The 22,450-nt window shown below is 65.7% G+C and carries 28 protein-coding genes; 1 reads left to right on the top strand and 27 read right to left on the bottom strand.

Annotated features, from left to right (window positions below):
• Positions 1-136: 136 nt before the first annotated feature.
• The 19 genes from ACR9FL_RS16540 to ACR9FL_RS16450 all read right to left on the bottom strand — a co-directional run bounded on the left by ACR9FL_RS16540 (position 137) and on the right by ACR9FL_RS16450 (position 14,639).
• Positions 137-769 carry a hypothetical protein gene (locus tag ACR9FL_RS16540; RefSeq protein ID WP_436356424.1) on the bottom strand — a complete coding sequence of 211 codons (633 nt, stop codon included), beginning with the start codon at positions 767-769 and terminating at the stop codon, positions 137-139.
• Positions 769-1,356: a hypothetical protein gene (locus tag ACR9FL_RS16535; protein ID WP_436356423.1), complete on the bottom strand. Its 588-nt coding sequence runs from the start codon at positions 1,354-1,356 to the stop codon at positions 769-771. The genes ACR9FL_RS16540 and ACR9FL_RS16535 overlap by 1 nt, the downstream gene beginning before the upstream one ends.
• A complete protein-coding gene (locus ACR9FL_RS16530; RefSeq protein WP_436356422.1) occupies positions 1,356-4,055 on the bottom strand; it encodes a tape measure protein in 2,700 nt (899 codons plus the stop codon). Before ACR9FL_RS16530 ends, ACR9FL_RS16535 begins: the two co-directional genes overlap by 1 nt.
• A gap of 66 nt (positions 4,056-4,121) precedes the next feature.
• Positions 4,122-4,427, bottom strand: a complete 306-nt coding sequence (locus ACR9FL_RS16525; RefSeq protein WP_436356421.1) for a hypothetical protein — start codon at positions 4,425-4,427, stop codon at positions 4,122-4,124.
• A 33-nt stretch (positions 4,428-4,460) separates the two neighbouring features.
• Positions 4,461-4,583: a hypothetical protein gene (locus ACR9FL_RS16520; protein WP_436356420.1), complete on the bottom strand. Its 123-nt coding sequence runs from the start codon at positions 4,581-4,583 to the stop codon at positions 4,461-4,463.
• Positions 4,584-4,609: 26 nt separating this feature from the next.
• Positions 4,610-5,026, bottom strand: coding sequence for a gene transfer agent family protein (locus tag ACR9FL_RS16515; protein ID WP_436356419.1), 417 nt, complete (start codon positions 5,024-5,026; stop codon positions 4,610-4,612).
• A complete protein-coding gene (locus ACR9FL_RS16510) occupies positions 5,026-5,487 on the bottom strand; it encodes a phage tail tube protein (protein ID WP_436356418.1) in 462 nt (153 codons plus the stop codon). The genes ACR9FL_RS16515 and ACR9FL_RS16510 overlap by 1 nt, the downstream gene beginning before the upstream one ends.
• 48 nt (positions 5,488-5,535) lie before the next feature.
• On the bottom strand, positions 5,536-5,958 hold the full coding sequence (gene gp17, locus ACR9FL_RS16505) for a tail completion protein gp17 (protein ID WP_436356417.1): 423 nt from the start codon (positions 5,956-5,958) through the stop codon (positions 5,536-5,538).
• Positions 5,955-6,275, bottom strand: a complete 321-nt coding sequence (locus ACR9FL_RS16500) for an HK97 gp10 family phage protein (protein ID WP_436356416.1) — start codon at positions 6,273-6,275, stop codon at positions 5,955-5,957. Before ACR9FL_RS16500 ends, gp17 begins: the two co-directional genes overlap by 4 nt.
• A 50-nt stretch (positions 6,276-6,325) precedes the next feature.
• Positions 6,326-6,667, bottom strand: coding sequence for a phage head completion protein (locus ACR9FL_RS16495; protein ID WP_436356415.1), 342 nt, complete (start codon positions 6,665-6,667; stop codon positions 6,326-6,328).
• Entirely contained in the window at positions 6,667-6,858 is a 192-nt protein-coding gene (locus ACR9FL_RS16490) for a hypothetical protein (protein WP_436356414.1), read from the bottom strand. The genes ACR9FL_RS16495 and ACR9FL_RS16490 overlap by 1 nt, the downstream gene beginning before the upstream one ends.
• Complete coding sequence (locus tag ACR9FL_RS16485; RefSeq protein WP_436356413.1) at positions 6,855-7,142, bottom strand: head-tail connector protein; 288 nt, start codon at positions 7,140-7,142, stop codon at positions 6,855-6,857. The genes ACR9FL_RS16490 and ACR9FL_RS16485 overlap by 4 nt, the downstream gene beginning before the upstream one ends.
• The gene (locus tag ACR9FL_RS16480; RefSeq protein WP_436356412.1) at positions 7,139-8,887 is read right to left on the bottom strand and encodes a phage portal protein; all 1,749 of its coding nucleotides are present in this window, start codon (positions 8,885-8,887) and stop codon (positions 7,139-7,141) included. Before ACR9FL_RS16480 ends, ACR9FL_RS16485 begins: the two co-directional genes overlap by 4 nt.
• Before the next feature lie 255 nt (positions 8,888-9,142).
• The gene (locus ACR9FL_RS16475; protein ID WP_436356411.1) at positions 9,143-9,367 is read right to left on the bottom strand and encodes a hypothetical protein; all 225 of its coding nucleotides are present in this window, start codon (positions 9,365-9,367) and stop codon (positions 9,143-9,145) included.
• 58 nt (positions 9,368-9,425) lie between these two features.
• Positions 9,426-11,453 (bottom strand): phage major capsid protein, encoded by a 2,028-nt coding sequence (locus ACR9FL_RS16470; protein WP_436356410.1) that lies wholly within the window; start codon positions 11,451-11,453, stop codon positions 9,426-9,428.
• Between the two features lie 11 nt (positions 11,454-11,464).
• Positions 11,465-13,153 (bottom strand): terminase large subunit, encoded by a 1,689-nt coding sequence (locus ACR9FL_RS16465; RefSeq protein WP_436356409.1) that lies wholly within the window; start codon positions 13,151-13,153, stop codon positions 11,465-11,467.
• The gene (locus ACR9FL_RS16460) at positions 13,153-13,548 is read right to left on the bottom strand and encodes a hypothetical protein (RefSeq protein ID WP_436356408.1); all 396 of its coding nucleotides are present in this window, start codon (positions 13,546-13,548) and stop codon (positions 13,153-13,155) included. The genes ACR9FL_RS16465 and ACR9FL_RS16460 overlap by 1 nt, the downstream gene beginning before the upstream one ends.
• Before the next feature lie 476 nt (positions 13,549-14,024).
• The gene (locus ACR9FL_RS16455; RefSeq protein WP_436356407.1) at positions 14,025-14,249 is read right to left on the bottom strand and encodes a hypothetical protein; all 225 of its coding nucleotides are present in this window, start codon (positions 14,247-14,249) and stop codon (positions 14,025-14,027) included.
• A gap of 9 nt (positions 14,250-14,258) precedes the next feature.
• On the bottom strand, positions 14,259-14,639 hold the full coding sequence (locus ACR9FL_RS16450; RefSeq protein ID WP_436356406.1) for an HNH endonuclease: 381 nt from the start codon (positions 14,637-14,639) through the stop codon (positions 14,259-14,261).
• An 82-nt stretch (positions 14,640-14,721) separates the two neighbouring features.
• Here ACR9FL_RS16450 and ACR9FL_RS16445 point away from each other — a divergent pair, with 82 nt between their 5' ends.
• On the top strand, positions 14,722-14,976 hold the full coding sequence (locus ACR9FL_RS16445) for a hypothetical protein (RefSeq protein WP_436356405.1): 255 nt from the start codon (positions 14,722-14,724) through the stop codon (positions 14,974-14,976).
• A 160-nt stretch (positions 14,977-15,136) separates the two neighbouring features.
• Here the strand turns inward: ACR9FL_RS16445 and ACR9FL_RS16440 are convergent, their stop codons facing one another.
• The 8 genes from ACR9FL_RS16440 to ACR9FL_RS16405 all read right to left on the bottom strand — a co-directional run bounded on the left by ACR9FL_RS16440 (position 15,137) and on the right by ACR9FL_RS16405 (position 22,361).
• Positions 15,137-16,825 carry a hypothetical protein gene (locus ACR9FL_RS16440; RefSeq protein WP_436356404.1) on the bottom strand — a complete coding sequence of 563 codons (1,689 nt, stop codon included), beginning with the start codon at positions 16,823-16,825 and terminating at the stop codon, positions 15,137-15,139.
• 2 nt (positions 16,826-16,827) lie between these two features.
• A complete protein-coding gene (locus ACR9FL_RS16435) occupies positions 16,828-17,640 on the bottom strand; it encodes a hypothetical protein (protein ID WP_436356403.1) in 813 nt (270 codons plus the stop codon).
• Between the two features lie 11 nt (positions 17,641-17,651).
• Complete coding sequence (locus tag ACR9FL_RS16430; RefSeq protein ID WP_436356402.1) at positions 17,652-17,879, bottom strand: hypothetical protein; 228 nt, start codon at positions 17,877-17,879, stop codon at positions 17,652-17,654.
• Positions 17,880-18,279: 400 nt separating this feature from the next.
• Positions 18,280-19,200: a toprim domain-containing protein gene (locus ACR9FL_RS16425; RefSeq protein WP_436356401.1), complete on the bottom strand. Its 921-nt coding sequence runs from the start codon at positions 19,198-19,200 to the stop codon at positions 18,280-18,282.
• Positions 19,197-20,765 carry a DEAD/DEAH box helicase gene (locus ACR9FL_RS16420; protein WP_436356400.1) on the bottom strand — a complete coding sequence of 523 codons (1,569 nt, stop codon included), beginning with the start codon at positions 20,763-20,765 and terminating at the stop codon, positions 19,197-19,199. The genes ACR9FL_RS16425 and ACR9FL_RS16420 overlap by 4 nt, the downstream gene beginning before the upstream one ends.
• On the bottom strand, positions 20,759-21,010 hold the full coding sequence (locus tag ACR9FL_RS16415) for a hypothetical protein (protein ID WP_436356399.1): 252 nt from the start codon (positions 21,008-21,010) through the stop codon (positions 20,759-20,761). Before ACR9FL_RS16415 ends, ACR9FL_RS16420 begins: the two co-directional genes overlap by 7 nt.
• Positions 21,007-21,960: a hypothetical protein gene (locus ACR9FL_RS16410; protein ID WP_436356398.1), complete on the bottom strand. Its 954-nt coding sequence runs from the start codon at positions 21,958-21,960 to the stop codon at positions 21,007-21,009. The genes ACR9FL_RS16415 and ACR9FL_RS16410 overlap by 4 nt, the downstream gene beginning before the upstream one ends.
• A complete protein-coding gene (locus ACR9FL_RS16405) occupies positions 21,957-22,361 on the bottom strand; it encodes a hypothetical protein (RefSeq protein ID WP_296174211.1) in 405 nt (134 codons plus the stop codon). Before ACR9FL_RS16405 ends, ACR9FL_RS16410 begins: the two co-directional genes overlap by 4 nt.
• Between the last annotated feature and the right edge of the window lie 89 nt (positions 22,362-22,450).

The following is a 22,450-nucleotide window of genomic DNA, read 5'->3' as shown; positions in this document are numbered from 1 at the left end:
CTAACCTATCCGAAGTCGGGTCTCCGGCGCCGGGCAGTCGAGTCCCTTCACCCTTCTCTTAGCCCCAACGCAAAAAGACCCCGGCCCCGCCGCCGAAACGGAAGGACCGGGGCTCTGGTCGCGGCGCACCGCTGAGCTATTTGGACGCGGGCACAATCGCGTGCAGCAGGCGCTTGAACAAGCCGGGGTTCTCGGGGCGCGAACGCCATTCCTTCTTGCGAAGGACGCCGTCCACATGGACCAGGCCCGTCTCGCCGGGCCAGCAGCGCTGATGGAAGGCGTGGTTCAGGCGCCAGTCGGCATTCGGCTCAAGCTGGCGCTCGGCTTGGGTGCCGCATTCAAGGGTCAGCGACCGGCTTTCCCCGACCTGAAGCCGGGGCTTGTCGATCTCGCCGTCGAACTTCAGTTCAGGCAGGCCCATCAGTCCGCCGGTGGCCGGGTCGATGACGCCCTCCCACCACTGGACGCGGACGCCCTGGGTGGACGGATTGCCGAGCGCAGCCGTCGACACGTCCGACGCCGGCAGGATGACGATGTCGATGCGCGTGGTCTGTGCGTCGGCGCCATCCTTGATCGAGCCGACCGACGACAGGACGCCATAGACCGGGTGGCGACCGAAGTAGGTCTCAGGGCCATCGCCTTCGCCCGCGTCGTGAACCGCGAAGCCGCCGTCCGTCAGGCAGATCGCGCCGCCCGGCATGTCGAACCGGACCAGGGTGCATTTGATCGGGGCGGGCTGCTGGTAGGCAGCAACGAGGGAGGTATCCATCACTCGCGCTCCTTCAGGGCGAACGACATGCCCACCGCCTTCGGGCTGTTGATGGACCAGTCCTGCCCCGGCTCGATGAAGCCCTCGATCTTGGGCTCCGCCAGTTCGATGACCGCGCCGTCAGCCGTAGGGCGGCGAAGCATGGGCCAGATCGGCAAGTTGGCGAGCCCGCCGATAGGCACCGTCACCTGCGCCGTTACCATGTAGACGAACCGCTGGCCCGACAGGATGATCGACAGGAACTTGCCCTTGCGGATCATCGCGCCGGGCGTCAAGCCCTTCACCGCGAGAACCGATCCTGTCGAGACGCCGTTGGCCACGGGCGCCCCATAGGCGACGGCGGGAAGGTGTTCGGGGATGGCCAGGACCAGCGTCTCGGTCTCGCCGCGCAACAGGTCAACGATCAGGCCCATGCCGCAGCCCGCCGCCGACAGCGCCGGGATCGAGACGTCGATGGCGAACCGCGACCCTTTCCGGCCCAGCCGCTGATCGGCTCCGCCGAATGCGGGCGACATCGTATTGGCCGCCGAGACCGCGCGCATGCTGTAGCGGGTCTGGCGGGGCAGCCCCTGGAGGATGATCGCCATTATCCGCCCCTGCTGTAGCGTTTGCGCTGTGCCTGTTGGGCCGGCACCACCCGACTGCTGGTCGAGACCGCCTCGGCATAGGCTTGGCGCGCAGCCTCGGCCGCCAGGTAGCGGATTGTCTGATCGCCATTGGCGCCGGTCAGGTCGATCCGCACGACAGGGCTGATCATCGATGGCGCCGACGCCGCCCGTTGCGCCCGGCCCACCGCCGCGTTCACGCTGGGGATGATGGTGCCGCTGGTATTGGGCACGAACACCTCAGGGCGGCGTTCGCCGATCAGGACTGGGAAGCCCGCCGTGGCGCTGCGCCCGGTCGCCGCCTTGCGTCCGCCGGTGAAGACGGAGGCAATGGTCGAGAGCCAGTTGCCCCCGCCGCCGGCGCCGCCACCTCCCTTCCACATCTGCGAGAGCACTTGGGTCAACAGGTCCTCGAGCCCGTCGAAGGCGGCCTCCTTGAACTTCCGTCCGGCAGCTTCGGCCCAGTTTTCAGAAGCGAGAACGTCAACGAAGTCTCGCGCCATCAGACGCGCCTGATCGCCCCGCTCGCCCTGACGCATGGCCGCATCCAGCGCGCCACGTTCCTTTGTCGCCGCCTGTGCTGCCGCCTCGCGACTGAGGCCAGGACGAAGGCGGATCAGCTCATTGATGCGCTCTTCGATCCAAAGCTCGCGCTCCTTCGCTTTGATCGCGACGGGATCACCCGACAAGCGAGCGAGCTCTGCTTCGAAGCCTATGCGATCGAGTAGAAGGTCATTGGCTTGCTGGTTCTTCTCTTCCAGTTCAGCCAGGTGCTTTTGGTTCTTCTCCCACAGGATGCCGAGGCCTCGCTGGGCATCCTCTGCTGCCGCGATGGCGGCCACATGACTTTCAGCGGTGCCCTTCGCATTGGTCGCGCCAGCGTCGGTCAGCTGCTTCGTAAGGTTCAGGACGTCCAGTTCGCGCTGCTTAGCTCTGGCCGCGTCGTCGTTGCCCCGAGCCCTTTGAAGTTCAATCTCCCTCTGCAGGGCCAGCATTTCCCGCTGCGCGGCCAGCTCGGCCTCCGTGGGTCCGCTGGCTCGCTTGGGCTTTTTCGGGTCAGCGGTGGGGGCACCGCCGCCACCTCCCAAGTTGATGCCCGAACTGATCCGCGCGAACTCTTGCTCTTGACGGATTTGCTCCCTGATCGCCTCGGCGGCCTGCTCACGCGCCCTGGCGCTTTCGCGCATTGCACCGGCGGCGTACGCGACTTGGCCCAGCGCTTCTCCAGGCTCCCCGATCCGGCCTTTGTTCAGCTCTTGAACCGCCGCGGTCGCAGCAGACAGACGGGTCTGAGCCTCCTGGGTCCGCTTAGCCGCAAGCGCTCTCGCCGCCACGATTGCCGCCTCGGCCTCTTCGCGCATGGCCTTGGCGTTTTCGCGAGCGTAGGCCGCACTTTCCTTGGAGGCGTTCTGCGCGGCGATCTGCGCCTTTTCGTACTCGGCCAGCGCCTTACTGCCCGAGGCCGTCATCTCTTCGAATTCGCGGGCCGCACGAGCGCCCTCGCTGAAGCGCTGGTTCAGCAAATAGATGCCGGCCGCGAGAGCCGCGACAGCAACCAATGCGGCGCCCAAGGGGTTGGCGGCGACTGCGGCGGTAAATCCGCGTGTAGCGCCGGTTGCCAGCACTGTGGCGCGGCTCACGCCGAGTTGGCGAGCCTCCAGGGATGCCAGCGTCATCTGATAGCGAACGTTCTCGGCGGTGGCAGCCAGAGTTGCAGACGCCGAGGCGGTGAGGGACAGCAGATAGCGGCCACCGATAATAGCGGCCAGGCCACCAACTACGTTCGTGACCACGTCCAGATTGTTCGCCAACAGGACGATGCCCTCAGCCATCCGCTGTGTGGCTGACAGACTGCTATCGGTTTGCCCGATGTAGCGACCCAGCTGATTGTCGAGCGTCTGAAGCGCCTGCCCGACAGTCATCTGGAAGGAGGTCGCTTGCGCCTCAACCGCCGGCAGCCCGCGGAGCAGCATGTCGAAGAACTGCTTGGACGACACCGTGCCCGCCAGGACGTCGGTCCGCAGCTTCGAGACGTCGCCCCCATACTTGGATGCGCCATTTGCTGCCGCCTGGAGGATAATTGGCGTGCCCTCAGCCAAAGAGTTGAACTCCTCGGCTCGCACAATCCCGGCGCCAATGGCCTGGCTCATTTGAAGCAGCGGACCAGTTGCCGCTTCCGCTGAAACGCCCTGCACCTTCAAGGCAGCCGTGACCCCGTCCGTCAGCGAGATAAGTTGCGCGTCCGTTGCCCCCAACGACTTCCGCGACAACGATGCTCGCTGATAGAGTTGAGCAACCGCATCGACCGCTACGCCGTTCCGATTTGCCGCCGCAAAGAGAGCGTCCTCCGTTTGGACAAGCCTCTGCCCCTCCAGCCCGGCCACCTTCAGCCGGTTCTGCAAGGTCGTGTAGCTGTCGGCGTATTTTATGATCTGCTGCGTAGAAAATGCGGCAGCCAGGGTTGGCGCAAGCGCGGCGAGCCCTGACTTCAAGGCAGAGGTCATACCCCGCCCAGCACCATCCATGATGCGGGAAAGGTTCTGCTGCGATTGGACCGCGCGACGCTCGACCGCCGTCAATCGCTTGTCAGCCGTCGCGGCCATGGCGGCCATCGACTTTTCAAACCGACGTAGGTCCGCCGACATGGTGAGGGTGAGCGCCTCCAATTGATCGCGGGCCATTAAGCCTCCAAAGAAAAAAGGCGGCCCCGCAGGACCGCCTTTGAAATGTCTGGACTGTCGCCGCCTTCAGCCGCTTGAGGGGCAGCGCAAGCTGAACGCGACGCCGAAGTACTCTTTCGCCGCTCCCTCTTCGGCCGGCTCCAGCACCGCTGCGGCACCATCGACGACGAAGAATTTTCGGAAGCCCTCGTAGGCTCCAAAGCTATTTTTGGCGTTGACCTCGCCGCAGACGACATCGTCTACCCGCCGAACCTCTTTGAACTGGGCTGACGACGGATCTTTCAACTGATCGCCCACCGCTTCCTTGGCGGGTCCGGTGTTTCCGCAGCCGGCTAGGCCCAAGCCGACTGCGGCAATGACGAAACGTTTCATGGGCAGCCCCTACAGATTTCCCAGAGGGTAGGCTCAGCCGTGCTTGGCCATCAAGGCGTCGTGCTCATCGTCTGACAGGCTGACGACGGGCTCTTCGCCGGTGCCGTTCGCCTTGGCCCACGCCTGGACCGCCGCGCCGAACTCCCAGAAGGTCATGGCGTCGATGTCGCGGGCTGACAGGCCTAGGACGCCGACGCCGGTGCCGTAGATGCCGGCGAAGCCGATCCTGCCTCGGGGGAGAGGATCGGGCTCTCTCCCTCCCCCGTACCCTCCCCCAGGTCTTCATCCTCCGCGCCGACAAGCCAGGCCAGAATGATCGCCTGCGCGAGCGGCACGAACTGCGTTTTGGGTTCAGGGTCGACCCACTTTTCAATCAGCGCCTGAGCGTCACGCTGAGTCATACCGCCCCCGACTAGGCCCTGAATAAGCGTCTCGCGCAGATCTCCTTCGAGCCAAGTGCCGTCCAGCAACCGCATGCGAATGTGGTTCGGCCCCGCATCACAAGCATCCTGCAGCCGCCGGACGCACCCGATCGGGGAGAGGTCGAACGACCGCCTCTCCCCTGCGAAGTCGATGCGGACTTCGGTTTTCAGGCCCATCAGGCGCCCCCGACGTTGGCGCCGAAGGTGGCGGTGACTTCGCCGTCCGACGACAGCGACATCGTCGAAGCCATCTTCTGTCCCTCGGCCCCGTTCAGGTCGAACTGGGCGAGGTGGAAGGGGCCTTCGAAGGTGATCTGGTTGGCGACGACATCGTCATCGACCACCACCTGGCAGTTCTGGGATTCAGGCGACTTCCACCAGTCCCAGAGCTTCTTGATGTCGTCCTTGTGGCTCTTGCCGCCGCCGGTCACATCGACGGACAGCGAGGCCTTCTCGCGGACCAGCCATGCGATCGCGTCCAGGTCCTCGCAGTCCGGGATCGTCTCGTCGTTGGTCTGCGCGTTGAAGGTGATGCCGCGCTCGGCGTTGATGGTGCAGAGCGGCGTGAAAACCTCGGGGGTTGCACCGTCCCCGACCTTGACCACGAGGCGAACCCCGCGCGTGCCTTTGAACGCCATGATGGCCTCCTGATATGAAAAAGCCGCCCTGAGGCGGCGGGGGTCTGGCTAGGCCGTGGCCGAGGTCAGATAGTTGATCGAGACCGAGCGGTGCGCGGTCAGGACATCCGGGTCGCTGACGGGGCGGTCGCCCTCGAAACGCCAGTCATCCATGACGTGGCCGGTCAGCGGTAGTTGGCGGGTCAGGGCCTTGCGGGCCGCGCCGGCGATAGCCTCGACGGTCTCGGCGCTTGCCTCGTAGGAGCCATCGCGGGCGAAGATCTCCAGCGTCAGGTTGACCTCGTTCTCCTCGCCGCAGGCGCCGTCGTCGCCGATCACCTGGACGAGCATGCGGATGTAGGGGAACACCGGCGACAGCGGCGTGGTCAGCGGATAGAGGCGGACAGCCGATGTCCCGAAGGCAACGACCGTGGCGGCGTCGGCGCGGAGGGCCGTATCGACGGCGGTGCGGATGGCGGTGGCGATGTTCACTTGATCGCCCCCTTGATGGCTTTCCGAGCGGCGCGGCTCATGCGGCCCTTGAACAGCCGGCGCTTCAGCCGATAGGCGGGCCAGAAGTAGGGCTTGGGATCGGCCTGGCCGTGACCGAACTCGACCCAGGCGGGGTATGGCACGCCGGGGCCGCCAGCCGACACGCGCCGACTGATCCGGATGCTGTCTGACACGTCCTGCTGCTTGATGCTGTCTTTCAGGGCACCGGCGTCGACGGGAGCGAAGCCCTTCTGCGTCTCGACCAACTCCTCGGCGTTCTTCTTCAACTGCTCCCGCGCCGCCTTGCGGACGCTCACAGGAATCGCCCGCATCTTCCGCCGCAGACGGTCGCGGTTTGAGAAGCCCATCAGCCCGTCGCTCCGCCAGCGACACCGAGCAGATTCAGATAGCCCGTCTCGCGCGCCGGAGCGGCCGACTGGATGTTGAACTCGTCCCCGACGATCACCCGGCGACCGGCGATGATGCGAGCGCGCCAGGCGGCCGTGATGTCCCGCGTCGTGGGGTTGTCGCGCACGATGATAGTGGCGGGCTGGCGCCTCTCCAGCCGGTTCGAGATCGCGGCCTCAGACCCTCGCTGGTAGTCCACCGCGGCACGGCAGCGGAAGACCTCTGCAAAGTCATTCACGGCGTCGCCGTTGGCGTCCAGGCCACGCTGGTCGAAGGCCACCAGGGCGTTGAGATCGACCATCAGGCAGCAGCCCCGGCGCGGGGCGGCGCCTTGATCTCGGTGGCGACGCGGCGGCGCACCATCAGCGCGCCCCACCCGCGCTTCACCGTATATTCCTGGCCGGCGAGGTATTTGACGGTGATCCGGCCCGCGTTCTTCGGCTGGAAGTTATGGGTCTCTTTCATCAAGATCCGCATTTCGGTCTCCTTCATGCGACGACGGGCTTTCGGTCGCGGCGGAGCAGGCCTTTGACGGCAGGCGTCAGGATCTCGCCGTCGTCGTCGCGATTGGCGTAGAGCCGGGCCGCCACGAGAATGATGGCCGACTTGATGCGAGGCGGGACGGTCGTGTCGGACCAGAGGTCCTCTCCGGCCTCGACGTATTTGAGCACGTGGTCCTGGGCTTCGGTCAGGATCAGGCCAAGCGCCGCGTCGTCATGCGAGAAGTCGAAGCCGAGGCGCTGCTTCAGCTCAGGGACGCCCACCAACTCGCTCATTGCGCCCCGCCCTTCTTGTCGGCGTCCTTGCCGTCTCGACCGCGCTTGGCGGCCAGCGTCCAGGCCTTCGACCCATCGCCGGGCTTGCCCGCCTCAGCCCCGTCCTCGGCGCCGTTGAAATGCCAGAGCGACCCGCCGAAGGTGACCATGTCGCCCTCCTGATAGTCGCCGCCGGCCGAGAACACGCCGCGGTACAGCGGAACCGGGAACTCCAGCTCGAAGGTGTTCCGGCGCTCGCCATGATCGAAGCTCAGCTCGACCGTGCGCGGCCCAGTCCGAACGAGAGCCATGTCCTCCCACGACTGGCCGTCCTTGCCCGGCTCCGCCGCAGGGAGGGCAGCTACAGCTTTAGCGACTTCGTCCTCAACCAAGCGCTGGACAACATCAGGGTCGGCGTCGTTGCCGTCCGCAGGAGCCGGTTGCCCCTCGATGGCGACCAGTCGCTCAAGGACGGGCCCCAGGGCGACGTCCACGAAACTGCGAGCTTGGTCCGCGACGACGTCGGGCGCCGCTGCCCCAGCTTGCCGCTCGTCGTCGTTGTCGTTCGCCGCCGGCGGCGGCGGCGGCGCGGCGGCGGCGCCCTTCGCGAAGGGATCGTCGCGCGCGTCGCGCTTCGCGAGAGCGGCCAGACTGTGATCCTGCTCCTGCAGGTAGACCGTGTCGCCGCCCTCGACGGGCTTGGCGCCCAGCTTCCGGCGCATCTCGTTCACCGTCAGCTTGCCCTTGGCCTTGTCGAGGACTTCCATCTGCGACTTGCTGTCGAGACGCAGCAGGTCTTCCAGATCGAACTCGGTGCCGAGTCCCTCGGGCATCCCCAGGCCTTCGTCCAGCAGCAGCTCGATATGCTCGAAGTGCGTCTGAAGGCACTGCGCGTAATACTGGGTGTCCATCGCCTCGACGTTGTCGTGCGAGGGCGGTGTGCCGACGCCGACCTTGTAGGCCGGGACGCCGAAGACCGAGCAGACGGTCTCTGAGGACCACTTCAGCTGTTCGATCAGCTGCGCATCATGGGCCGTGATCTGGAGCGGCTGATACTTGAGACCGTCAGCCAGAACGGCGACTTGGCCGGAGTTCCGGCCGGAGAACATGCTGGCCCAGTTGGCCTTGATGTCCTTGGCGTCTTCCTTGTCGATCTCGCCGTCGGTCGTGAGCACTCCGCCGGGCTTGGCCCCGTTGGCGAAGAAGTGCGCGCTCTCCTCCTGGATGCGCCGACCCTGCACCGCCGCCAGTCCAGCCGCATAGATGGGGGAGACGCCAACCAGCGGGTGATAGAGCGGGTTCATCCGGTCGTGGATGATCTCGCGAGCCGGGACGACGACCTCGGCGGGCAGCCCACTGAGCTCGTCGGGGTGCAGACGGTAGAAAAGCGACCCGTCGGCAGCGATCAGCGGCTCAACCCGGCCGGGCGTGGCGTCGAGGATGAAGAGCGCCTTCACGACGCCCCGGCCGTCGCGCTGCTTCAGCGCGAAGGTGTTGCCGTGGGTCAGCTTCGAAATCATCCAGGTCTCGAAGAACTGGATGCGGGTCTGATAGGGGTTTGGCTTCCTGAGGACCGGCGAATAGGCAGGATTTCGCACTTCAGACCAGATGCCGGTCTCGTCCTGCTGCACGAGTTTCACCCGCAGCTTCGCGACATCGGACGCGATCAGGCTGATGCAGCGATAGACGGTCGGGAACGCCAGGACGTCGGCGACGCGCACCTCGACATTCTGCTGCCAGGCGCCGGGGAAGGATTCGCGGATCACTGGCCACCAGCCCCCGCGACCTCCGCGTCCGGCAGGGGTCAACGGAGCGCGCTGGGTGAGCCCGCGGGCAATCGTGGTCAGGATGCTCTTAGCCACCAGCGCTCAGACCTTTTCGGATAAGGCCAGCAGCTAGCGCAAGCGCGCATGCTGCGGCGATCAGTGCCCAGCCGGGGCCGAACAGCATGGCGACGCCGGACACGGCGCACAGGGCCGCTGCGGTAGCTAGGATCAGGAACGCTGCGACCGGGTTCATGGTCAGGCCTTCGGCTTCGCGGCGGGCTTGCCGCGAGGCGCCTTAGGTTTCGGGGTCGGGGCCTTCGGCTTCGCGGCGGGCGCGGCGGCGCCGACGAGGCGGGCTTTGCCGATGGCGACGAGGATCTTGGCCTCGCGCGGCTTCGCTTCGAACGGGTCCTCGGCGACCAGTTGGCGCGTCATGTAGGTCATCGACCGATTGGCGATGAGATCAACCTTGTCGGCCATGGGAGGCTCCTGGAACGGGAAAAGGAAAGGGGCCGCCGAAGCGACCCCTCAGTTCGGCTTAGCCGCCCCACTTCACGCCGCTGAGCAGCGCCACGCCGCTCGCGCGACGCTTGGCCCAGTTGAGCGAGCGCTCGGCGCGGAAGCCAACGCAGTTGGTCTGCCAGAGGCTGACCAGCTCCGAGGCGCCGTCGCCGGTTCCAGCATCATGGCTGGACGGGTTGTCGAGCATTTGCAGCGACGCCTCCTGGCTCATGTCGATGCGGATGTCGCCGTTGTCGGCGAAGTAGATGTCCTGCGCGTTGACCAGCGCGACGAAGCCTGTGGTGACGGCAGGTTCGCCCGAGGTGGCGGTCGGCACGTACTCCGACACGATGACCGGCAGACCCATGAAGGTGCCGCCCGCCATCGTCACGCCGGGGAATTCCGGCTGACCGAGCGTGTTGACCATCAGCGACAGGGCCAAGGCCGTGATGCTGGACATGATCCACACGCCCGAGGTCGGGGCGTTGTTGGCCGCGATGAACGTGGCCATCAGGGCGCGGACGTCCCGACGGATATCGTCGGCGTCGCCAGTGCCGGTCGCGACGATGGGAGTGACGCCATTGGTGATCGACGCCGGCGAGATGCCCGCAGCCTCAGCCTTGGCGGGGTTGATGAAGTCCCGGTCAAGGCGCTCGCGGAGTGCGGCGGCCAGGGCGTCGCGGATGATGACGTCGGCGGCCGGGCTGGAGTCACGGATCACCTCTTCCGAGACGACGGCGATGTTCGCGACCTTCAGCGGCTCCAAGGTGTTGCGGTTGAAGTCGAAGGCGGTCAGGGGCTTGGGCTTGCCCTCGCCAACCCAGTAACCCTCGCCACCGCCGGTCTGGCCGATCAGCGGAACCCGGAAGGGAACAGTGCGCAGCGCCGGGATGTTGCCGGAGCCGAACTTGCCCAGGATGGTGGTCGGACGCAGGAACTCGACGAAGTCGGCGTAGAGGGCCGTGGCGTCGCCGACCAGATCCTCGGCCCACGAGCCCGGCAGGGTGGTACCGGCCGGGACAGCCGCCTTGAGGACCGCGCTCGTGACCGGGTTGCGCTCGCCGTACATGCTCTTGGCGAACTCGACCGGCGACATGCCGTGCAGCTTGCCCAGGGCGATGGCCTTGGCGACGCGCGCCACGCCAATCCCGGCGTCGAGCTTCCTCTCGACCTTCACCTCGACGCGCGAGGGCGAGCGGCCTTGGCTTCCGCTTTCCGGGTCGTTGGCGGCGCCGACGGGGCGAGCGGTCGAGGCGTTCGCCTTTTCCAGATCGCGCAGGCGCTTCAGGTGCGCATCGACAGATTTCACCTCGGCTTCGAGCCCGTCGTATTCTTCCGACTGGTCGGCATCCAGGGTGGTGCCGTCAGTGGCGGACTTTTCCATGATCTCGGCCATGCGCGCGGCCTTGGCTTGGCGGGTGGCTTCAAACTGGCGGATTTGTTCAGCGACGTTCATGTGTGCCTCCTTGGGCGCTTTCGAGTGTGAGACGACCGGAAGGGCCGCCTTGGTGGGGCCCGAAGCGCCGGGCGAAGCGGGGACCTTCTTGGCCCCGGACAGGTCGATCTCTTCCGTCGGCGAATGGCCGGTCGCGGCCCGCTGATCGGTGTCGATCGACTTGATGCTGTTGATGGTGCAGTCGGCGTTGGCCGGGACGGTCACCAGCGAGAGCTCGAGGATCTCGAACTTCAGGAATCGAATGCCGCCGCCTTCCAGCAGCGCGTATTCAAGGGCGCGGAAGCCGACCGAGACCGCCTTCACGAGCCTGAGCTTCACCGACTGCCAGGCTTCGTCGAGCCGATCCTTGAGTGTGCCAGCCTCGTCGGTGCGCGCCATGCGGATCGTGAAGGGGATGCCCTTCGACGTCGGCTTGCCCAAGGTCACATGGCCCACCGGCTCATGGTGGTTGTGCTGCCAGAGCGCCGGGATCTCGGCGGCGAACTCGGCGCCGAGCGGCTCCAGAATGTCGCCCATGCGGTCGGGTGACGGGGTCGTGGCAATGCCGGTGATGACGCGTTCGTCTTCACTGACGGCCTTGATCTCAAGGACGCTGTAGGCGCGGTTCATACCGGCCTCCTTCAGAGAATGAGGAGAGAGGGCTTCTTCTGCCGGACGGCCACCGGGCCTCGGCTCATGAGCATCGCGGCGTTGAACAGTCCGACGAGCGGATCGATCTTGGCCTTGCCTGCCGCCTGTTTCGTGATGAGCTGTGCGTTGCCGCGCTGCTCAGCCCGCGCATTGCCGACGCACCAGGTCATCATGCACTGGTCGGCGTGGATCAGGGTCTTCTTGCTCAGGCGAACTTCGAGCCCCCAGGAGGCTGGCGACAAGGCCGAGCCCTGACGGATGGCGGCGATCATCTCGTCGCGGATGTCGCGCTCATCCAGAGCGTCGATCAGGTCCATGATGGCGTAGGGGTCGACGCCGACCCCATGCTTCTCCGGCAGTTTCCCCGCCGCCTTGATGCGGGCGATGTAGTCCGCTGCCTGGATGGCCGGCAGGGCGCCGTCGTCTGAGATGACCAGATCGCCGTCGCGTTCGAACTCCCGCAGGTTCTCGGCGATATCTTTCCTGCGCTCGAGGACGCGGGTGTGAGCCCAGGCCCGGCACCACGACAGCCAGACCTTCGTCTCCCGGCACCGGCCTATCACGCCGAGCCCGAAGAGATCGTCGAGGCCGCCGCCATCGCATCCAGCGACCGCCACTTCGCAACGATCCAGCAGGCTTTCGAAGGTCAGCGACTTCTCGACGGCGGCAGCCCAGTAGTCGGCGCCGGCCCAACGATCACCGTGAAGGGCCAGGCCGATCTCGATGTTCAGGTGCTGGGAGGCCCAGCGCTGCTCCTCCTCGTCGCCCTTGTCGAGCGCGGCGGCGTAGTCGCCGATCAGGGTGTCCAGGGTGATGGACCGGCCGAGGTTCGGCAGGACCATCGGCCAGTTGGTCGGGTCCTTCCAAGGCTTCTCCGGGTCCGCCTGCATCTCGCGGGGGAACTCGTACAGGAGAGGCAGCATCCGGGCGCCGGTCACCTCGCCGTCACGCACCCGTCGGGCATAGGACAGTTCGGCTTTGAAGGGGCCGGTGGGAGCTTCGTCCGACTGGGTGGTGATGATCAGAAGCACGCTCTCGGGGTTCGAGATCTGGCCGCCGCGCAGCTGGGTGATGACCTTTCCGGCGCCGTTCATGGCGCCCATCAGGTGGAGCTCGTCGAGCAGGACGAAGACGGGTTTGGAGCCGGTGACCACCTTCGTGTCGAAGGTCTTGATCTTCAGCTTCGCCTTGTTCTTCCGATCCGTGATCGTCTTGATGTGGTCCTGGACGTGGAAGCGCGCCTGCAGCACGCCCTCGTCGTCGGCCTCGATCATCCCGGCGCATTGTTCGAAGGCCAGGTCGGCAACTTCCTGGGTTGGGCCGACGAAGATCAGCTGCGCCCGAGGCCGCTTGTTCATCAGCAGGGCCGTCAGCGCGATCGCGGCGCCGCCGGTCGTCTTCGAGTTCTTCTTCGGGACCATGCAGAAGACTTCGGGGACCATCCGGCGCCCGTCCTGCATCGACCCGAAGATCGCCCTGACGATGTCTCGCTGCCAGTCGCCGGCGGCTTCACCCAAGGTCGGCTGATCGGGCACGTCCGGCAGTCGGAGCCGGTTGAAGATGCCGACGGCCTGCCCGGCGTCCTTTTCGTTCAGCGGCAGGTCAGGGAGCAGCGACGAACCGTCCCGCAGCTTCTGTTCCCAGCCGGGCTGCGCGAAGTTCCAGACGGGGTCCGTCATCAGTTCAGCAGCTCAGCCCAGCCGGTTCCTTCGTGCGCGCTCTGCGCGGCCTGGTCGGCGGCTTCCTTCTTGCCGACAGGTTCGGGGCGCTCGACGCGGGGGCGGCCGGGCTTGCGCTGCGGCACCATGCCGATCTGTTCCAGCAGCTTGTTCTGGGCGGTGACATTGCCCCCCATCGCCGCGCGATACCGAGCCATCAGAACGTCGGCCTGGACCCTCGCGCCCCCCTCTTCCAACTCCAACGAATAGTACTTGGTCAGCGTCGGCACCGAGACGCCGATAACCGAGGCGACGGCGATGTCAGACATCCCGCCCGCCTTGAGGATGCGGACCTTCTCGCGAAGTTCGTCCGATGGCTCATAGGGCGGCCGGCCGAGCCGAGTTTCTTCGGTCATCGACGCTATCCTGAGATTTCAGAGAAAAAAGTCCGTCCGTGCCGGGGGCGCGGGTCTCCGGCGAAGGCCCGTTTAGACCTCGGACATGCCCCCCGGGGGGGCTCGCCCTAAAGGCTTCGGTGACAGCCAAGGTCTGACATCAACTCTCGGATCCGCTCGCGATCGGAGTTGAGGAGGGCTTCCTCCGCCCGGTTGGACAGAGAGATGCACTGGGCTCGTGTACTGCTTTCCTCTTGAGCGGGCAGGTTACGAACCTGCCGTTCAAGCGCAGCAATCTTTAGGTCCACCTGGCGATCCCGCTCAGCATGCGCTCCGGCGCCGTACGACCATCCGATCACAGCCGAGCCAGCGGCCGCCAGCGCTGCAATGATGCTGACGAGAGCGGCGACGTTGGGGGCCATAGCGAGGAGCTTTTGCATAGACCCGCGATACACGAGCGACCTCTATCCGCAAAGCTTGACCCGCATGGCACCCGCCTAGGTCAGTCGTGCTCCGAGAAAGAGGCCGACCCCGACGAGCACTGCTGAAACAGCGAAGCCGGCGAAGATGAGGCTCCAGACGGCAACTTCACCGGCCTTCTGCATCATGATCTTCCTGACCGGCGGGTTGCGGGGGTCATAGATCAAGTTCCCTCGGATCACCTGCATGGGCGGCGGGGCTGGCGGCTGATTCTGTCTTTCAGTCGGGGGCTGGGTCGGCATGATGTCTCCTCAGCTCCAGTCGCCGCGGCGGTGCAGGCTCCCCTGCTCCTCGGCCTGGATGATGGTGTCGTGGACCTGCTTGGTCACGGTCTCAAGATTGGCCTCATCCCAGAACAGGCCGGGGTCTCCACGGTGCGGGACCTTGTGGTTGACGACCGGGCTATCGGGGTCGGGGGACTTCCCGGCGCAGACGACGCCGCTGCGCTGGCAGACGTAACCGTCTCGCTCCAGCACCTCGAGCCGCAGTTCGTGCCAACGCCTGGTCGAGTACCAGGCCCGCCAGTGCGCGGCGCTGCGGTCGCGCTTCGGGTTGGTTTGAGCAGGAGCCCGGCCGACCCGGTGCGGCAGGAGCGCGACGCGCGACGGCAGGGACTTCAGACGCGGCGCCATGATGCCTCCTGCCTGGAACCACGTTCGTGCGTTGAGGAAGTAGCTAGGTCGCGCAACACTCCCGATTCGTCAGGAGGGACGGATGCCCAAAGACACGCCCAAGTTCATGTACGATTGCTTCTTGTGCCAACGGCCGTTTCAGTTCGGGCCGCACGTCTACGCCGGCAGGCCGGTCAGACAGTGGGACATCATCGCCTGCGACATCTGCATCTCGTCAAACTGGGACGGCTTGGTGCCCCAGCAGCATCCTCGACTTATCGAGCACCTGAAGGCGAAAGGCATCGAGATCAGGCTGAACGACGAAGGCTGGCTGCCGATCCCGCCGCGAGGAAGTTGACCTAGGGTTTCGATCCACGGTCTGAACCAGCCTTTGCCGAAGCGCAGAACATGGACGGGTGCGGATACGAAAAAGCCCTCACGAGGAGGGCTGGACTAGGTCACTTCGGCGCGAACCTGACATATGTGCAATAGGGATATCTTCCTAAAAGAAACGGGCGTCAAGCCCCTCTCCGCTGGCGGTGTCCGGTGGCTTCGATCTCTCCCTCGGAGTTCAGTAGGTCGCCCAGGCTGATATTGTCGCCGATCATGGCGTCCAGCGACGTCTCCCGGTTGTGGCCGAAGGTCTGATAGAACGACTTGAGCGCGGCCTTGACCGCCTGTTTCACGCTCAACGCGCGACCTTCGAGGTAGAGCAGGGCCGCTTCGGCGACGACGTCCTGTCGGGCCTGATCGTCCAGGCCGGGCGGACACAGCGCTCTCGCCTCGCTCCTGATGGCCTCGAACGATGGCGTGGCCGCTGACGGCTGGCGGATCAGGCTCTTCGGCACCAGGTTGGAGAGCGCGGCGTTGGATGGGTCGCCGTCGAGGTAGGCCACTTGGCTCATGGTCAGGTCTGGCTTGAACGCCGCCAAGACCAGGCGTGCGATGAGATAGATCCGCCGGCCACCCTTCGGCCCTTTCAAGCCGACCTTTGGACGACCGGCGCCGTCGACATATTGCGACATCAGGTCGTTGTTCGGGTTGGCGACGCGCCCCTGGTCGGACACGCGGTAAGGCATGCCGGGGACAGGTCGCCACTCCTCGTCCTCTCGGAAATCCGCCGGCCCGGCCTTGGTCGAGCAACCCTCAGGCCACCATTCTCGTATGCCCGCGCGCTTGAGATAGGCGCCCACGGCGTTGGCGGACACGCCCATGGCGGTTGCAGCCTCCCGATCGGTCCAGCCGAGACCGAACAGCGTGACGGCGCAGGCTGCAGCTTCGGCCGCGGCTTCGGCGCAGCAGCCTTCTCCTGAGGTGGTGATCCGCAGGCCCAGGTTCAGCGTGCGCTCGGACAGTCCGGCTGCCTGAAGCGCAACGATCGCGCGATCCAGCTCGGCCAGGTCGCGATAGGCGAGCGGCTTCACCTTGCCCGGACGCGGGACGTAGCCAGCAGCGAGGGCCAGGCCCAGTTCGGCCATCCGCTTCTTCACGTAAGGGATCGTGTGGCCTGTTCGGCGGGCCGCCTCTTCCCAGCTCTTCGATGAGCGAAGGGCGCGATCCTGAGCGAGTGTCCAAGGCTTGTCGGCCTTCTTCCCGGTCGGCGCGGGTCGCCCTTCTTCCAGGTTGACCAGACGGCAGTCGTGACGGTCTCCATTCAGGGGGCGAACCAAGGTGTTGATCGGCCGATCGTGGAAAACGCCGAAGACGAGGCTGGCCACGAGGGCCATCCGCTTCCGCCCTCCGTCATCAGGCGAAAGCGGCACACGGGCACGACGACCGCCCTTAGTCGCCACATGCATCAGGCCATGGGGCCCGCGGACACGGCCCGAGCTGGAGACCTCGTTGCGAAAGCCGGGGACTGGGCGCCATTCCTCGCCCTTCAGGGCGTCGCCGGAGTGCCGGGGGCGGACGCCGATACGGAGCTTCTCGCGCCTGGCGGAAACCACTCGGAGCAGAAGCCCCATGCCGGCGGCGATGCGCTCACTGCCGAGCCCGGCCTCGACCAGAACCCGGATGCACTGATCAGGATCGGCCCAGCCGTAGTGACCTCGTCCTCCTCGGGTATCGAAATCCCGCCCCGTCATGGCGTGATCGACCACGGCGCCATCAACTCCGGCGGCCAGCAGAACAGCCCTGATCTCGGCGGCAGCCTCCGGGTCAGGCTCGACGTGGTACACCGGTCTGATGATGCCGGTGCGTCCCTTCACGATCAGCCCGCCTGGCGCCGGATGCGCTCGTGGACCTGCACCACCTCGCCGTTGTCATTTACGAACTCGACACGCTCGATGATCACGGGGCCTCTAGGCTTCGGCTTGGGGCTGGCCAGATCGTCACGCACAGGCGCTTTCGGCTGACGCATGGCCTGCGCGATAGCCCGCAAGCCGCTGATCAAGATGTCCCGCTTCTCCTCGTGGACGGTGTCCATCCGGCCGGCCAGACGCTCGGCGAACCACTGCGGCCACTCCTCCCTGATGCAGAAGCTATCGACCACGGTGCGCTCGATTGGCGACATGGCGGCGTTCAGGGCCCGCCAGCGCTGATGGGCGCGTGCGGCGAAGTCGTTCGCCGCCTCGGGATCGGCCGACCGCCCCAAGTCGCGAAGCGCGCTGTCCCAGATGGCGGCGATCTCCTTGTCGCTGAACTCGTTCCAGCTCATCGCCCTGACCTGGACGTCAGTCAGCTCGCCCCAGTTCTTGCGGATGGCGTCGGCGGCGCCGGTCGGGATGCTGTTGTCGCGCATCGCTGCCGCGCCCGGTGAGTCGAGCCCTGCCCCAACATGCACCGACAGGAAGACGCGACCGGCGCCGTACTCAGCCTGCGAGATCCAGCCATTCGCCAGCGAGGCATCCAGCGGACAGGTCGCCATCGCCGGGTCGGCGCAGATCGCTTTCCGCCGGGCGAGAACCTCGGCGTTCGGCTTCACCGGCTTCAGCCGGCCGCTCGGATAGCGGTCGCCCTCTTGGCGCGGACGGCCGCCCTTGGAGCGGGGGTCGATGCGGCGGGGGTTGGTGGCTTTGCCCATCAGGCGGGTCCTCAGAACAGGGTGAACTTGTTGACGGGGCGGCGGTACTCGCTCGCTCCCGATGATCGGCTTTCCGCGAACCGGAGGCGCACGGGGCGGTCGTCCTCGACCACGATGAAGCGCCGGGACAGAAGGCCGTGAGGCAGGCCGACGATCTTCTCGGCCTGCCGGTCCGTCCGCCCCATCCGCCGCTGCTCGTTGACGGCGTGCTGCTGGGCCAGGGTGATGCGTTCGACCATCAGGTCACGGCCTACGGTCTGGCGCTTCGTCGTTCGCGTGCTGCATCGCTACTGTTCCTCTTTCTGAAAGGTAGTTGCTGGTTGGAGAGAGCCTGAGCGAAGGCATAGGAAGACCAGCCCCGGTGGCCTGTCGGCCTCCAAGGTCGGTCCCCATGCCTCCACGATCTTGCTGGCCGGAGCCGAGCCGTCGTCTTGGCCGATCCGGTGGAGTGACTATCCCCGGATCGTCGAGTGCTACTTGCGACACCTTGGTCATCGTGCCGGGAACCGCGCTTCACTCTTTCGGACTGCGCTTCGCCTGGGGTTCCGCCCCGTGGTAGGCTTCCGGTGTCTGGCGCCACTGTCTTCAAACCGTCCGCCAGGCCGGCCCCGCGTTCCTCGAGAGCGCGGGGTCTCTCGATCATCCCAGCGCCTCCCTGAGGAGTAGCGCCACGGCCCGCAGGCCGTGCTCGACATGCATGTCGTTGAAGTCGCCGATCGCTGGCGGCATCGCCCAGGCGCAGCCCGAGCGGCGGGCGTAGAACTCGCCGGCTCCTCTGCCCTCCAGATGCGCGTTCGCGGCGTCGTGGTCGGCCGCGATCCGGGCACCTGGAATAGCTGCAGCCACCTTCTCGACGTTGGACGCACTGAACGCGCTGAGGACCGTGGCTGAGACGCCCAGCAGGCGAAGGGCAGCCCTGACGCTCATGGCAGTAGCGATGCCCTCGCAGACCCACGTGTCCCGTCCAGAGGCGATCCGATGGCTTGCTCCGGCCTGAGCGCCGCGCAGGATGTTCTTCTTTGCCCCATCTGCGGTGATGAACTGCACGGTCGTGACCTTGCCGCTGATGCGGCCCGGCACGATCAGGAATGGCCCGATGCCGGGCAGCGCCTTGGCCAGCGCTTCGCCGAATGGTGTTTCTGGGAAGTACTTGCTGGGGACATCGCAGATCAGTCCCAGCTCGTCAGGGAAGCCTTTCTTCTCGAGGTAAGGGTGGGTGTCCTGGCGGGAGCCGCGCACGATGGCCGCGCATATCCGCTCGACCTCCTGCTGTTCAGCAAGCCGGGTCGCCTCGCGACGACGGGCGCGGCGCTCTGCCTCGGGGTCGCGGCGAACCGGACCTGTTCCGACCAGGCTGAAGCGATGGTTGGCGCCGGTCTGGTGGTTCCAGACCATGCCGCCCGTCTCGTCATCGAAGATCAAGACAGCGGCGTCGTCGCGACCATTCTTGCCCTTGGTGTCCGTGCGGACCCACTGGCCTGGCGACAGACGGCGCTTTGGAGGCTCAATGCCCACCACCGCACAGGCCTGATGCAGGGCTTCCGTCAGCGAAAGGGTCATGGAGCCCTCCGCGTCTTGCTCAACTTGCGGAAGCGCAGGGCCTCACGGTCAGCCAGGGCATAGGCCCCAGCATCCGGCGTGACCGGCGCCATGCCGAACCAGTGATAGGGCGGCTTGCTGTTGGGGTAGATGCCTTTCCAGATGCCCCAGGCGCGCTTACGAGCTGCCTCACAATCCCCACTGCGGCTCTGGTCGATGCTGTAGCAGATGGCGGCGTTGTAAACGGCTTTCGGGTTCTTCAGGCACTCGGCGCGCAGCCCTGGTCGGGCCTGCATGCTCATTGCGCCAGCATCGAACTCGCGTAGCTCCCCCTCAACGGCTTGAATGCCCGAACGCGCGGGTCTCTCCCAGCCGCAGGCTGTGCAGGTTGTCCCGCGGAGGGCACCGGAGCATTCCGGGCAGACCACTTTCTCGCGGGTCTTTTCATTCCGTTCGCGCGCGATGCTGTCGCGCTTCTCGGCCTTGTCCAACTCGCCCGCGCCGTTCTCCCAGACATCATGCATGTCCTGGTGGAAGCGCTCGTAGTTGCCAGAGTGGTCGAGCCAGAGAGCGAGGTTCTTGCCCGGATGGGACCGCATCACGCGGCCGATCTCCTGCATGTGGCTCGACAGGCTCTTGCGATATGGCTTGCACGAGATTCCGACGCGCACATCCGGCACGTCGAAGCCCTTCGTCAGAACCCCGCAGGAAATGAGGCCGTGGATCAGGCTGTCAGGGCGGCGGAACTCCGCGATGCGCGCCATGCGTTCATCGTCGTCATCCAGATAGCTGATCTGCTGGAAGTTGAAGCCCGCGGCGGCGAAGGCGGCGCAAAACTCGCGCCCATGCTCAACGGTCGGGCTGAAGACGATGGTCTTCACCGGCCCGCCGAAATATTCGCGCGTCTTGGCGATCCATTCCGCCACCACGTCGCCCACGATCTTGATACCGGCCGAGGCGGCGCTCTGATCGCTGAACTCGCCGAAACCGTTGCGGCCCAGTTCGCTGTCATCGGGGCTTCTGGCGACGAAAATCTTGGGCTCGATCAGAAAGCCGTCGTTGATCAGCTCGCGGGTGGAGACGGCGTTGACCATGCCGTCCCAATGCTGGCCCATGCCCTTGGTGAAGGGCGTGGCGGTCAAGCCGATCTTCACCGCATTGGGATAGCGGTCCATGAACTCGATGACCGACTTGAACTGGCAATGCGCTTCGTCGACGACGATTAGGTCAGGGTCGCGTGGCAGGCTGCGGCGGGCGAGCGTCTGAGCCGAGCAAACCTGCACGTTCTCACGTGGCGCCCAGCGCTGGTGGATGCCCTGCACGATGCCATGGTGGATGCCGTACTCGTCGAAGACGGCGCTGGTCTGCTCGACCAGAGCGACGCGGTCGACGATGAACAGCACATAGCTGTCCTTCTTGGCGGCCTCCTTGATCATGTGGGCCGAGATCAGCGTCTTGCCCGCGCCGGTCGTGGCGCACAGGATCAGGCGCTTGATGCGCTGCCGGATCTTCTCGCGCAGCCGCTCGACCACTGACCCCTGATACGGGCGCAGGACGATCTCTCGGGTATCGACGAAGGTCAGCATCCGCAGACCTCGCGATAGGCAGCCTGCTCGGCCTCGGCGCGCGTCAGACCGCCGTCGAACTCCATGATCGCAGCGCGCTCTTCGAAGGAGTCGTATTGGGGCCAGATCTCGCGCATGAGCTGGGCCCGGCGCTTCGCGATCCATGCAAGCGCAGTCGCGTCCAGCCGCCCCTTGCGGAGGCTGATAGTCCACCGGTCTCGGGTGACATCGCCGCCATGGGATTTGATGCGATCGACGATGCTCAAAGCTGGAACACCTGGTTCTCGATCTCGGCCTTGAGCTTCTCGTTTTCCTTCTTCAGAGCGTTGTTGTGACGAAGGACGCGGGCGGCCTCTTCCTTGGCGCGGAACATCTCGCTGCTCTTGTGCTCGAGCGTCTTGTTCAGTCGCCGAATAGCGGCGTCCTTGTCGCCGTCGTGGTCGCGCAGTTGCGACTTCAGGCGAGCGTTGTTGGCCTTCTGTTCCTGAACCGCATTGCGCAGGTCGATGACTTCGGCGCGCAGGCCGATGATCTCGTCGACCTTGGCCTCGTCGGGAAGCTGGGCGATCTCGCGACGGGCCTTTGCTTCGGCGGGGTCGATGGTCTCGGCAGGTTCGGCGGGGTGCGTGTCCCGTTTTTCGACGGCTTCTGAGGGCGGCGCATCCGGTTCGTCCGACCGTTCCTCCAGGGCGCGCTCTCGCTTCACCTGAGCGACCGATTGGCCCGCCTCGACGGCGGCCTTGAGACCTTCGTCTTTCTCCACTTCTTCAGCGAACTTCCCGGCGCGCTTAACTGTCGCTTCCGAGACGCCATGCTCTTTCGCCAGCTTCGCGGCGGTGTTCACTCCCGAAGTGTCATTTTGATCCTTCGGGGAGTTCTGGACGAGATTGTCTGTCGGAGCCCTCTTCACCCGGTTGTAGCGACGGCCGAGAAGTAGCTTACGTGCGTCGGGCGTCAGGTTGCGGCGACCGAGTTGGTGGGCATCCATCCAGTCCAGCGCGGCGTCGCGGTCGGCGAATTCCTTCTGCACCGTCTCGTAGGCTAGGCCCAGACGAGTGCAGATCTCATAGCGGTTGTGGCCGTCGATCAGGACGTCATCCCAGACCAGCAAGGGATCGCGGCAACCGTCGGCGACGATATTCGCCTCAAGCTGCTGACGCTCCTCATCCGACAACGGCGGAATATAGGCGCGGAACTCGGAGTCGATCCGGATCATGCCGACACCGCCGTCAGCACATCATCGACCTGGGCGCGGGCTTCGAGCGCTTTGTCGCGGATGGCGCGCTTTTCTCGCTCGCAGATGTCGCCGTCTTTCGCCGAGCGACGGACCAGCCCCTGCAGTGCGACGACCGCCTCCGTCGCCTCCAGGGCTTCGTTCACGACGTCCATCGCGAAGTCGGCGTCCCCGTCCAACAGCAAGGCAGCGAAGGCCTTCCGCTCGCCTGCGTCAGCGACGGCGAGAAGACGATGGAAAGGGATCGAGCTCTCAGGCTTGTCGGCATTCTCGTAGTCCGACCAGACCGACTTACTGACGCCAGCCGCTAGGGCTGCGTTCTCGGTCGAGCCGAGACGGAGGCGAACCCGCTTCGTGATCGCCTTGATAACGGGGGTGCTCATGTTCTCAGGACGTTCCGTTGGTCTGTTCGGGTGACGGCGCCGGTTGCAGCAGTGATGGTCGCGTCAACGAAGAGAGGGTTGAGATGTTG

The sequence above is a fragment of the Brevundimonas sp. CEF1 genome, from assembly GCF_051353055.1.
Taxonomy (GTDB): Bacteria; Pseudomonadota; Alphaproteobacteria; order Caulobacterales; family Caulobacteraceae; genus Brevundimonas.
Note: the sequence above shows the minus strand (reverse complement) of the source record. Positions and strands in the feature narration are given on the sequence as shown.